The organism is Phycisphaerae bacterium (assembly GCA_041652575.1).
Lineage (GTDB): Bacteria > Planctomycetota > Phycisphaerae > Sedimentisphaerales > UBA12454 > UBA12454.
Genome location: JBAZHC010000012.1, coordinates 76,232 through 88,171, shown reverse-complemented (window position 1 = coordinate 88,171; position 11,940 = coordinate 76,232). Strand labels below are relative to the sequence as shown.

The following is an 11,940-nucleotide window of genomic DNA, read 5'->3' as shown; positions in this document are numbered from 1 at the left end:
AATCACTGGCCAAAATTAAATTATAACACATTCATTTACCAATCTTTTCCATTTCAGAGTTTCAGTATTTTCCATATTCCAATGCTGTCACTACAAACTCTTCAATATTTTCGAGTTTGCCTTTCGGGCCAATACTATCGCCAACCGCAAGTACAAACCCGCCTCCCTCAGCTGCCTGATCAATGCAACGCTTGACTTCTTCTCTAACCTCTTGTCGCGTTCCAGTTGCCATTACAATAGCGGCCACATTACCTTTAAGACAGAGCTTGGTGCCATACTTTTTCTTAACCCGACTCAAATCTACATTGCCATAAGGATACTTTTCAAGGGCATCTATAACATTTATATTTGTATCATACGCTATCATATCAAGCCAATCATTACTTCTGCCGCATATATGCAGAAGACTTAATATACCTGCGTCTTTAAGAATCGCTGAAATCTCCTGCAAATACGGCAACACATAATTTTTAAAAATTGGAGGCGATATCAAACTTGCAGAACAGCACGAACCGTGTATCATCACAAAATCAGGTTTAATATCCAATCGGCTTACCTTTTTAATATATTCTACAGAGTTATATAAGTAATACTCACAGAACTCTCGCAAGATACTACCCGAATCAAGACAATCAAATAACATCTGTTCAACTCCGCCGTGGCGGTATTCCTGCCAAAAATCAATTGGAGAATGTACTACAACCCCAACAACCCCCTGATTGCCAACTTTATTATAATCATTATAAAAATTCTCTCCAATCCGCCAATTCATTCCAAAATATTCTCGAAAAATCGGCCAATCTTTATCAATATTTTTTACAAACTTTTCATTGCTGTATTCAGGACCAAAGCGGGGATATCTTCTAAGCTGCTGGATTTTGCCTTTGGAAGTCAATATATTTGTTTCAACAATGCGTAAATCTTCCTCATCGAGTTCTCTCATGATTATTTCTACATTCTGGCCCGGATTAGCAACAGGTATATCGCCGGCATAATGATATACATCAAAACCGAATCTTTCAGACAAATGCATCACTTCACTGAGATACGTGCGACCTTGCCGGCTGAACTGCCAGAAATCGAGCCCTGATAAATCGACTACAGTATCATAATCCAGACCTGGTTCAAATGGGGCTCTATCCATTTCTCCGGAGCCAGAGAAAGCTTTAATAAATCTTTCCTTATTTGTCATAATACACTTTTCGGGCTGTACTTTTATTTTATACTTAAAGGTTTTTTTTGTGCATCACTTTTAAAACAAGCATTTATATAATCCTGAATCCGAGCGCCCACGGAAAAATCCGGCACATCATTATTGCCGGTTTTAATGCTCTTAATGAATCTCTCGTAGTTGGTTGCGCACTTGCCGCATACAACAGCTTCCCATTTAGGCACATTAATATTTTCCCCTACGGACAGCCATAGCTTATCCTCGCCGGTGTCGGAATCAATTTTCAATGCTCCTTTAGTGCCGTGAACCTGCAGAAAAAGGCTGTCCATCTGCCCGGTAGCCCAGCGGCTTACGTTAATTGTACCGGCTGCACCATTAACAAATTCGGCCAGAATGTTCGCTGAATCATTAGCATCCAGACTATAGCCTTTATAAGGAGTTTTAACTCCTTTGTCGAACGTTTTGATTTGACAATAGATTTTACTAATATCGCCTGCAACAAATGTTACAAAATCCAGAATATGACATCCAATATCGCCGAGCGCACCGGAACTATCATAGTTTTTTGACAGACGCCACAAAAAAGCGGGCGTTTTTTTCCAATCACCCCAGTGTTTCCCTGTAAGCCAGGATTGAAGGTAATGTGCTTCAATATGCCTGATATCGCCCAATGTTCCTTTTTCAACCAACGACCTGGCTTTTTGCAGGGCAGGAAAACGGCGATAAACAAAATTCACCATATTGATGACCTTCGTCTTTTGCGCAACCTTGGCCATCTTCCATGCATCCTCAGGATTTGTAGCCAAAGGCTTTTCACAAAAAAGATGCAAACCTTTTCTGATTGCAGCGAGTGATAATTCGGCATGAAATTTATCGCTTGACACAATGGAAACTGCGTCTAAATTTTCCATATCCAGCATTTTATCGAAATCAGCATAATAGCTCCGGATATTATGAGTTTTGGCAAATTGTTTTGCGACATCAGCAATAATATCGCAGCAGGCAACCAAATTAACCCCTTTGATTGCCTTAAAAGCTAACGCATGATTATTCGCCATACTGCCTGTTCCGACTATTGCCAGCTTAATCATATATTTTTTCCTGCACTGATAAGCACTTAGTTCTGATTTATTTTCAATATTTACCAAATTTCCCAACCGTATCCACCATAGCTTTTAGGTTATCAACAGGCGTGGTCGGAGGAACTTCACAGCCGGTTACCATAACATAGCCGCCGCCTCTCATTGCCTCATTAAGACATCTCTTAGCTTCGCGAATACAATCTTCAACGCTGCCATCCTGCAAAATAAGTGGATTAAAATTACCCATCAGACAAATCTGTTTTCCATATTTTTGTTTTGCTTCTGCAAGGGTTATATCTCCTTCGTTTTGTTCAAAGGTTTCGATGAAATGCGGCTTTGCTTCAATCATCGCAGGCAAAAAGTGTTTTATTCTCCCGAGTGTGTAGAGACCTATATATTTGCCTCCTTTGCGAACCATATCGCAAATCATCTCCATTTCGGGAAAAAGCCACTTGCGAAACATTTCAGGACTTACCCCCATCCCTGTAAGCCAGCAAATATCATAAACAAGCACTTCGCCTTTAGATTGAAGGAAAGATTCCACCTCTCTCTTTCTCATTTCAATCGACAGATGCTGCAATTCTTCCAATACAGATGGAATATCATACATATCGAGCATCATATTTTCCATACCTCGCATTAGACACAAACGGGTGAAAGCAGAATTAATTATAACGCTTGATACACCATCATCGCCCAAAATAGCTGCTGCCTCGTCGATGTCATTATGCTCAGGCATAGGAGCTTTTTCCAATTCATTTTGCCAATATTCTCTTACAACATCCCAGTCTTTTCTGTCCTTAACAAAATACTCATATTCAAATCCCAATGTCGGGTCTTTCGGGTCAAACCCGATTTTATGCCGTCCTGTTATTGTGCCTTTGGAATTTGATATTATTCTCGCATAATTTTTGCCTGGATCATCATTTGGCAATTCTCTGATTTCCATACCCCATCGAACATCATAATCCGAATTTGGCCCTATCGATATAGGACCGCGAAACCAAGTGGACCCCAGCATTTTGTGGATTTTGATTGTATCTTTCCAGTGATAACTGCCCAGCAGCTTTTCCGAAAATCGCCAATGAATCAATGGAGATACCGGAACCTGTTCTGGAGTTTCGCCGCGAACTGCCATGAGAAAATTTTGTTTTTTTGTCAACGTCATAATTATTTCACCTTAAATTAACAGCAAATTGAAATCGCTTTCTTTAATGCCTTTTCACAAACTTCAACAGTCCTGTTCACATGCTCTTGTGTATGAGAATAGCTCACAAACCAATGATGATTGGGATGGAAGTAAACGCCGTTTGCAGCAACTTCTGCATAGAATTCCATTTTAAATTTTTCATTCTGCTCTTTATCTTCTAAATTGAACTGCACAAAAGGCATTGGTGGTGCACCAACAACTTTTACGTTTACACCCTTACCTTCAACTGCTCCTTTTAAGCCCTTCTGTAATTTCTCTCCGATATCCCAGATATGTTTTATTACCGGTTCATTCCGAATAATATTTATCGTCGCAATTGCCGCCGCCATTTCAAGCGTACTGACAAAAAAGGTGGCGGAAAATAAGCCTTTGGTTATAACTTCCATTATCTCTTTCTTTCCAACGATACCGCCGATTGAATAACCATTGGCCATACTTTTACTCAGCGCTGTTACATCCGGAGTAACCTTGTAATATTCCTGAGCCCCGCCCAGTGCCATTCTGTAGCTTGACCGGACTTCGTCCATAATAAAAACCGCTCCGTTTTTATGGCAAATCTCTTTAGCCTTTTCGAGAAAACCAGGCTTGGGCAGTTCTGTTTCAAAAGGCATCATAATCAGACAGGCTATCTGACCCTTATTCGCATCAAAAACCTTCTGAAGCGAATCTATATTGTTATATTCAAATGTCAGTGTCAAATCTCGAACCACCTGAGGCACACCAACATCAAAACCATGAAAATTCGAGACCGCCCAGTCTGCCCAGCCGTGATAACCCCATCGGACTATCTTGTCCCGTCCGGTGTAAATTCTTGCAATTCGTACTGCCCCTGAAGTTGCATCTGTGCCGCTTTTGCAGAATCGAACCATTTCCGCCGAAGGTATATCTGCAATAAGCATTTCGGCTAAAGTATTCTGAACAGGGCTGGCAAGAAATGTCATAAAGGTTTTATCTATCTGAGCCTTTGCGGCATTGTCAACGGGCTTATATCTGTGGCCTAACAAAATACAACCATAGCCACACATCCAGTCGATATACTTATTTCCGTCAACATCCCATACATAAGCACCTTCGGCCTTATCAGCATATACGGGGTATCTGCCCGGCACATGAGGTACTCTGGCTTTTGTTACTCCGCCCGGAATTATCTGCTTGGCTTTTTCAAAAATCTCATAAGACTTGGCATATCGGTTCGACATAGACTACTCCTTTACATACCTTTTTTTGCTTTCATTTCCGAGAAAACATTATTTCCGTTACTTCCATCAGTACATACTGATACTAAAGTTTATTATAATTTTTCAAAAAAACCATTGATTTTCCTGCAATAATAGCATATCATTTCTTGCAATTATGAGTAATTATAATGTTACAAAAATTAAACCTGCAGAAAGACATTACCTTGTCAAAAAAGATGACCCACTCCATGGGATATTGTCCTCAGTTGCTGTCGGTTTTGATGAAATCGAACCTGGATGTAAAATTTCCTGCCCTAAACCATATCTCGATAGTCTTGCGGTTGAAATGACGATCTCCGGTCATGCAGTTAATTACTATCCAACAGGGAAAGCATTGCACTCTCCTGGTTCACTACTGGCTATGTTCCCAGAACTATCCTTCTACGAAGTTGCTCAAAATGACGTCTGGAATCCATGCTGGTTTGTGCTTTGGGGGCCTTTGGCAGATAAATTTGTTTTGGAATTGGCAAAAAATGCTGTGGCTTTGTCAATGGAACCTGTTCCAGGCAATATCCGGTTTGATATGTTTGAAGTATGCAGAATGATACTTCAACAGCCCGCTGGCTGGGTATGGAAATGGAATAGTCACTTGTTTTCTGTATTAAATTACATACGCTATACTATCATTTCATATTCTCACACTTCGAGTCTTATCGCTAAAGCCAGAGAAATAATGGATAACAATAAAAGTTCTCCGATATCTTTGACTGAAATTGCAGATATATTGAATGTCAGTCTGTCTACGCTCTCACACACCTTCAGAACGGAAACAGGCATTTCCCCTGCAAAGGTTTATAAACAAATCAGAATTGATAAGGCCAAACAATTATTGGTTAATGGCCTTAGTGTCCAGGAAACCAGTCAACAGTTAGGATTTGAAAACCCCTTTCATTTCTCAAAATTATTTAAACAGTTAGAACAAATTCCGCCTTCTCAATATCAGGAGCAAAACCAGAAACCTTCGTTAAGAACAAAAATATTATAATCAACGATTGTCGAGTTGACAACCCGAGCGTCGGTGAATAATTCAGAAAACATTGATCTTGAGAAACTGCATATCCAGAGCCATCATCTTATAAGAAGGTTAAGGCTGCCAGATACTGCGAATAATGCGGTCATGTCCATATAAGCTTGCCTTCTTTAGTAAATGCTCCACAACGTACTGCTTCATTAAAAATGGTTTTGGGCCACTCTTTAGATAAACCATTTATGTCAGATAAATACGTGCTCCGAATGCCGCAGTTTTTACAATAGTAAAATGCCCTTGATCCTTTAGAATATTTGCTAAATTTTTTCATACGTTTTCTGCATTCTGGACAATGCACATACGTTCGACTCATTTTAAGTCTCCTAAAAAATTTATTAATTCCGTTTCATGCCAATCAGCAATAATATTTTATATTCATAATTTATTCCAAATGCTCAACTTCATATCCCTTATCTGCCAGATATTCGGAAATAACTTTACGATGACAAGTCGAAGAGTATTTTTCACAACATAAAAGGCAAAATGAGGTTTTTAACCCATACAGTTTCGAACAGAGCATATCTCCTTTTTCTTCCAGGTGCAATTGATATTTCGGCTTCCAGTCTTTATCATCCTTGAAAGGGTTACCTAATTCCAGAACCCAGATGTATTGGATGCCTGCACGTTCAAGCAAGCCCTGGATACCTTTGTGTAGATCTTTGCCTTTAGCGTATATTCCCATAAAAGCACGCTCTGGGCTCAATCTTACATCAACAACGGTTCTCACATTGACCTTTTTAAGAAGGTCAATGAATTCGCTGGGTTTTCTACCACCATAACCGATTGTATATATTTTCATATAAAATCCAGCCTTTTTTTCTATTCTCACTAAAACTATCAAGCCAAGGATCAACAATCTTACCAAGAACTCCTTCTACAAAGCTTTGTCCGAGGTACTTAGTTCATCAAAAGGCGGTTCTCTTGATGGTAATATATCTTTTAGTGCTACAATCCAAACGGTTCAGCATTTGGCTGGCCATTCAAACATCATGACTACAAAGAAATACTACCTGTCAGTACAGGAAAGCGATCTTGAGCAAGCAAGAAAGATTCAGTCCGAAGTAATGACTAAATTGCCATTGACAACAGTATATATAATCCTGCGTACTTGCAACTGCAAAATATACTTTCAGTTTTATATATTTATTCGCCATTATCTTTAAATACCTTCATGCCGTTATCATTTCACAATGACACAAGAAGATAAAACATACCAGCAAAAGAAGTCCGAGCTTTTGGAAGAAATCTGCGACAATATAAGAGCAATAAGAAGGGTTACTAATCGTATACTCGACCACATGCACGAGTACAATACGGAAACAGAACCCTCTGAAAACTCCAATTACGACCCTGATGAACTGCACTGGGAAAATATGGACGATTATGATGATATGTTTCTGTAAAACAGAAACATATAAATAGTCTGGTCGACTCATCTTTTCATGAACCAGCAGTTAGCCGCCAAATTAGCTGAACTTAAAAACATCCTTGAAGATGCAAAGGCTATTCTCCAATGGCATAAACTTAGAGTCTTTGAGACAAGTCGAAATCCTTCAACCAAGGTGTTTTTACAGGATGATTGAGGTGCTGAACAGATGACGGACACTTGGCGAGAGGTTATAATACCCCAATTTACAGGAGTGTCCGAAAATGGCAAAGTACAGGAAATACAGTAAAGACTTCAAGTTACAGGCAGCAAAATTAGTTACAGAACAGGGTTATTCGTATGACTTGGCAGCTAAAAGGCTTGGCACCACAGGCTGGTCAATTCGTAACTGGGTTCAGAAATTCCAGCAAACCGGAGAACTTCCATCTAAAAAGGAGACTCAACCCAAGATAGATGAGATTAGAGACTTGCGTAAAGAAAATGCCCGGCTGAAGATGGAGAATGACATATTAAAAAAAGCGGCGGCGTACTTTGCAAGGGAGTCGATATGAGGTACGCATGGATAAAAAAGCACAGTCGGCTCTTTCCAAAGGCAGTTATGTGCAGGGTGTTGATAGTAAGCACAAGCGGCTATTATGACAGCATTAAACGGATTCCCTGTCCGCAGCAGATAAGACGCAGGTCGATTGCCCAGGCGGCGGCTCATAGTTATTTTGAAAGCAACCGCATTTACGGCTATCGGAAAGTATATGAAGATTTGCAGGAAGAGCACGTTATCTGCTGTGACCAGACAGTCAGACGTATAATGCGTGAAATCGGGGTGTATTCACGTATTAAACGCAAATTTGTGGTTACTACGGATTCCAATCATACTCTGAAAATAGCTGAGAATCTTCTCGGTCGTGACTTTACAGCTAAAAGACCCAACCAGAAGTGGGCAGCGGATATAACTTATATTCCGACCAAACAGGGCTGGTTATATCTTGCTGTTGTAATGGATTTATTCTCACGCAGAATAGTCGGCTGGTCAATGGGCGAAAACATTGATTCAAAATTAGTGCGGTCAGCGATGGAAATGGCGATACAGCACAGAAGTCCGGAGACAGGCTTAATCCATCATAGCGACCGTGGGATTCAATATGCCTCTGAGGGGTTTCAGGATTTGCTGAATACCAACAAGTTTATTTGCAGTATGAGCAGGAAAGGCAACTGCTGGGACAATGCCTGTGCTGAAAGCTTCTTTGGCAGCTTGAAAAATGAGTGGATCAGGGGCAGAATATATGAAACTTATGAAGAAGGGAAAAATGATGTTTTCAAATATATCGAGGTGTTTTATAATCGTAAACGCAGACATGCTTCGCTGGGCTATGTTAGCCCGGCTGTATATGAAGAGATGTATGAAATGAAACAGGAACAGGCGGCATAATTGGCAAACCAAGTGTCCGCCATCTGTTCAGCACCTCAGTAGTAAAGTTTACCCTTAATTTTCTTGCAAAATTGCCCAGTCGGATGTAAAGTTAGCGGAAATTTATCAGATCGTGTTTTGCGTTTTTTAATGTTGTTTTGTAACATGAATAAAACCCTTGATTGCAATCAATTATTTGAAACAAATCCATTACAATTGTATTATAATTTAAAACCAGTTGTAGTCAAGGTTGTAATTGCGATATTTGCAATAAAACTTATTTAGATATAACTTTTTTAAATTAAACGAGTTGCGCTCGTAGCTCAGTTGGATAGAGCGTTGGTTTCCTAAACCAAAGGTCACAGGTTCGAATCCTGTCGGGCGCAGTTCTCTTTTTCACAAGCACTCCTCACAAATCCTAATTTGATTCTGTATAAAAAGTTATGTTATTAAATTTCGTGTTCGATAATATTGTGTCCCTTTGGTCTTTTTGAAATAATTCGACATGATTTCAGCATAACATCTTGTTTTTAATGAGGTTGTGAAAGTTTGATAATTTTATACCCTCATGCTGTAATGCCTTTTACTGCCCTGCAATTGTGCAAGCACTATTTTGTGGTTCTTCACGCTTGATTTTTGGGGTAAGGTCAACCAAAATAGGGTTTTGTAATTAAGAAGTTTTTGAATATCAATCGGAACGTAAGAAAATATAATGCCAAATTCTGATTATCCATCAATTGAGTCTCTGTCTGGCTTGGAACGGGAATATATTAAAGACAATTTGGCTAAAGCATTTGTGTCAAAAGAAATTGTCACTGCAATAGAAATCGATTGGCACGGCAGGCTTGAAATAAAAAAACAAAGTTGGGATTTGTATTGGAATATTACCGAAACCTTACCGGAACGAGATTTATTTTTTCATTTTGAAAAGGTACGAGGAGCGTATTTTGACAGCGGTTTTCAATTAGACTATCTTAGCGAATATTGTTACCGATACTTTGCCCTACTTTCCAAATGGTTAAACATTCGAAATAACGCATATGTACTGGAATTGTTGTGTAAATTATTATCATTGGAAAATTTTGCTATACGTTGGTATGGTAACAAACCGGGAATAGCTGCCGGCACAACAAGTCATAGAAACCCCGGCTATCTACTTGCTCATCTTGGCAAAAAATCTTCCAATGATGACCCTAAATACCTCCCCATAATTATGCTCGAGTCTTCTTCTGGCAATAACCTTTTTTATCATTACCGTCAATATCGTATATCAAATGATCCCGATTTTTCAGTTTTTACGTATCCAACCGTGAGTCTTGGTGATAGAGGTGAATCTTTTACGCTAATCGAATCATTTGCAGACGGATTTTCACGCAAATCTGATCCCAGAAGTAAGCCAAGGGCACAATTGCTGGCAGAATCTGCAATATATCCATTTCTCAAATCTTCTTTTGCAGAAAATAATAATGAAAGACGTGACATTAATATCGCTGACCTTGGTGGTGGGAGCGGAATTATGCTTCGGCATATATGGGAACATATACTTGACAAGAATAGAACCGCTAAAGAAAATTGGTATTTGAATGGTTCTATTGTTGGTTTAAGAGTACAAAATCCTGCTCGCCATTTCTTCAAGGGCACAATCAGAACAAATATGTCCTATTTGGATTACCAGCAAATAGATTATATTAACTGGATAAACAAACAGACTGAGACTCTTCAATTCGATACGATTTTAATGTGTCGTCTTCTTAATAATCTGAGTTTATTCGATATTGAAAGCTCTGATGATGAAGGTAAGTTATGGTATCTTTCAGGTCAACAGTTTCCTCCGGAAATTATAATCAATAAAAAATATAATCCAATTTATTGTCTTGCCCCAGAAAATTACTGTCCTGAAAATATAATACATACAAACGCCAAAACCAGATTGTCAGAAGATTGTTCAGCGTACAGAGTGATTTCTCTAACCGATTACTATAAGGCAATGGCAACCTGCTTGGGTGCGGATGTAGCGGAGAACTTCTTTTATTACCCAGTAAGAAAGTTTAATAGTTTATCTCTTTTGGATTCTGAAGGCAGAAGTATTATTGGGAAATTATTGAAAATTGCCAAGCTTACTGTTATCGAAGATGTCGATTTGGCTGCAAATTATTTAGCTAAACATATTCAAGAGCACAATCTGAATTGTGTTGTATCTGCAATTAATACTGATGCACGCTATTCATCCCAAGTTCTTGCTGTTTGCGAAAAGAGATATGAAAATATTTTGCCAGGTATTAAAATATGTCTAAAATAATTACTACACATCGCAAAACAAATTTTCTTTCGCCGTCCGGATTGAGATGTCTGGCAAATCTTCCTGCCGTAAATATATCTGCAGGATGTTTGCATAATTGCATCTATTGTTATACTAAAGGTTATTCTGTTTATCCCGGCGATGATTTAATTGAAATTTATGACAATATGGCTGAGCGAATAGCCGAAGAAATAAAACGAAAACGCAAAAAGCCAACCGCCGTTTATTTCTGCCCCTCATGCGATCCTTTTCAGCCCACACCACAAATCCAACAAGCCACTTTTGATGTAATGAAAACCATATTGGAAAATGGTATTAATGTTCAGTTTGTTACTAAAGGCAAAATATCACATAATTTTCTTGAGTTATTTGAAAAGTATCATTCTAAAATAGCCGGCCAAATTGGTCTGATATCCACTGACGATAACATCCTAAGTATAATTGAACCCGCTGCTGCTAAAGCCCAAGAAAGACTTGACCAAATTGAAAGACTAATCAAAATTGGTGTCAAAATGTCGGTTAGATGCGATCCTATAATACACGATTTTACTGATGCGAATGAACAATTACATCGTTTATTTTCATCAATTGCCAAAACAGGTTGTGAAGAAGTGGCTATCAGTTTTTTATTTTTGAGAGCCGCTATTGTGTCCAGCCTCAAAAAGAATATTGCTGATGCGGGTTCGCTGGATAAAATCCTGAAGCCATTTTCCAAAGGCGTTACATTGCCAATCGGCCTGAAAAATTCAACAGGAAAAATGCTGCCATTGGAAGTCAGAAAGTTGGGTTTTGAAAGAATCAGGAAAATTGCAAACAATTACGGCATAAAAATATATATTTGCGGCTGTAAAAATAGTGACATAACAGACGAAAGTTGTTATATTACTCGTGAATTGAAAAATCCCCAAGACAGTTTGTTTTCTGATTAAAAACTGGATTTTTATATTAGATAGGATTTTTGTTCGTGATTATTGGCGGAGCAAGATGGACAGGATGAACGGAAATAGCAGTTCGATAATCGTCCACCCAACCGTAATTTGAATTATATAATAGAAATAAAACTATTTCTAATCTATCACAAAGCGAAGGAGCGATTTATAATGAAGAGAACCTGTCTGGCT

11 protein-coding genes and 1 tRNA gene are annotated in these 11,940 nt (G+C 38.8%); 7 read left to right on the top strand and 5 right to left on the bottom strand.

Going from position 1 to position 11,940, the window contains the following annotated elements; translation table 11 throughout:
• Positions 1-61: 61 nt before the first annotated feature.
• Genes WC496_09615 through WC496_09600 form a run of 4 tightly spaced genes read right to left on the bottom strand, consistent with a single transcriptional unit; the run spans position 62 to position 4,662 of the window.
• Complete coding sequence (locus WC496_09615) at positions 62-1,192, bottom strand: uroporphyrinogen decarboxylase family protein (protein ID MFA5293277.1); 1,131 nt, start codon at positions 1,190-1,192, stop codon at positions 62-64.
• Between the two features lie 23 nt (positions 1,193-1,215).
• Complete coding sequence (locus WC496_09610; protein MFA5293276.1) at positions 1,216-2,262, bottom strand: Gfo/Idh/MocA family oxidoreductase; 1,047 nt, start codon at positions 2,260-2,262, stop codon at positions 1,216-1,218.
• A gap of 43 nt (positions 2,263-2,305) precedes the next feature.
• Positions 2,306-3,421 (bottom strand): uroporphyrinogen decarboxylase family protein, encoded by a 1,116-nt coding sequence (locus WC496_09605; protein ID MFA5293275.1) that lies wholly within the window; start codon positions 3,419-3,421, stop codon positions 2,306-2,308.
• A 17-nt stretch (positions 3,422-3,438) separates the two neighbouring features.
• A complete protein-coding gene (locus WC496_09600) occupies positions 3,439-4,662 on the bottom strand; it encodes an aminotransferase class III-fold pyridoxal phosphate-dependent enzyme (protein ID MFA5293274.1) in 1,224 nt (407 codons plus the stop codon).
• A gap of 154 nt (positions 4,663-4,816) precedes the next feature.
• On the opposite strand from WC496_09600, the gene WC496_09595 reads away from it, so the two are divergent.
• A complete protein-coding gene (locus tag WC496_09595) occupies positions 4,817-5,686 on the top strand; it encodes a helix-turn-helix domain-containing protein (protein ID MFA5293273.1) in 870 nt (289 codons plus the stop codon).
• A 424-nt stretch (positions 5,687-6,110) separates the two neighbouring features.
• On the opposite strand, the gene WC496_09590 is transcribed toward WC496_09595, so the two are convergent.
• Positions 6,111-6,593 (bottom strand): DUF488 domain-containing protein, encoded by a 483-nt coding sequence (locus tag WC496_09590; protein MFA5293272.1) that lies wholly within the window; start codon positions 6,591-6,593, stop codon positions 6,111-6,113.
• A 325-nt stretch (positions 6,594-6,918) separates the two neighbouring features.
• Between WC496_09590 and WC496_09585 the strand changes: the two genes are divergently transcribed.
• The 6 genes from WC496_09585 to WC496_09560 all read left to right on the top strand — a co-directional run bounded on the left by WC496_09585 (position 6,919) and on the right by WC496_09560 (position 11,748).
• On the top strand, positions 6,919-7,131 hold the full coding sequence (locus tag WC496_09585) for a hypothetical protein (GenBank protein MFA5293271.1): 213 nt from the start codon (positions 6,919-6,921) through the stop codon (positions 7,129-7,131).
• A gap of 247 nt (positions 7,132-7,378) precedes the next feature.
• Positions 7,379-7,666 (top strand): transposase, encoded by a 288-nt coding sequence (locus tag WC496_09580; GenBank protein ID MFA5293270.1) that lies wholly within the window; start codon positions 7,379-7,381, stop codon positions 7,664-7,666.
• Positions 7,663-8,541 (top strand): IS3 family transposase, encoded by an 879-nt coding sequence (locus tag WC496_09575; GenBank protein ID MFA5293269.1) that lies wholly within the window; start codon positions 7,663-7,665, stop codon positions 8,539-8,541. The genes WC496_09580 and WC496_09575 overlap by 4 nt, the downstream gene beginning before the upstream one ends.
• Positions 8,542-8,832: 291 nt before the next feature.
• Positions 8,833-8,906: transfer RNA gene (locus WC496_09570), tRNA-Arg, on the top strand.
• A 326-nt stretch (positions 8,907-9,232) separates the two neighbouring features.
• On the top strand, positions 9,233-10,819 hold the full coding sequence (locus WC496_09565; protein MFA5293268.1) for a hypothetical protein: 1,587 nt from the start codon (positions 9,233-9,235) through the stop codon (positions 10,817-10,819).
• Positions 10,807-11,748, top strand: a complete 942-nt coding sequence (locus WC496_09560) for a radical SAM protein (protein ID MFA5293267.1) — start codon at positions 10,807-10,809, stop codon at positions 11,746-11,748. The genes WC496_09565 and WC496_09560 overlap by 13 nt, the downstream gene beginning before the upstream one ends.
• The last annotated feature ends 192 nt before the right edge of the window (positions 11,749-11,940 follow it).

Bases quoted from the DNA above. Each gene is read 5' to 3' on its own strand.
- WC496_09595 (MFA5293273.1), top strand. From the start codon at position 4,817: ATGAGTAATTATAATGTTACAAAAATTAAACCTGCAGAAAGACATTAC.
- WC496_09580 (MFA5293270.1), top strand. From the start codon at position 7,379: ATGGCAAAGTACAGGAAATACAGTAAAGACTTCAAGTTACAGGCAGCA.
- WC496_09615 (MFA5293277.1), bottom strand. From the start codon at position 1,192: ATGACAAATAAGGAAAGATTTATTAAAGCTTTCTCTGGCTCCGGAGAA.
- WC496_09575 (MFA5293269.1), top strand. From the start codon at position 7,663: ATGAGGTACGCATGGATAAAAAAGCACAGTCGGCTCTTTCCAAAGGCA.
- WC496_09565 (MFA5293268.1), top strand. From the start codon at position 9,233: ATGCCAAATTCTGATTATCCATCAATTGAGTCTCTGTCTGGCTTGGAA.
- WC496_09605 (MFA5293275.1), bottom strand. From the start codon at position 3,421: ATGACGTTGACAAAAAAACAAAATTTTCTCATGGCAGTTCGCGGCGAA.
- WC496_09560 (MFA5293267.1), top strand. From the start codon at position 10,807: ATGTCTAAAATAATTACTACACATCGCAAAACAAATTTTCTTTCGCCG.
- WC496_09610 (MFA5293276.1), bottom strand. From the start codon at position 2,262: ATGATTAAGCTGGCAATAGTCGGAACAGGCAGTATGGCGAATAATCAT.
- WC496_09600 (MFA5293274.1), bottom strand. From the start codon at position 4,662: ATGTCGAACCGATATGCCAAGTCTTATGAGATTTTTGAAAAAGCCAAG.
- WC496_09585 (MFA5293271.1), top strand. From the start codon at position 6,919: ATGACACAAGAAGATAAAACATACCAGCAAAAGAAGTCCGAGCTTTTG.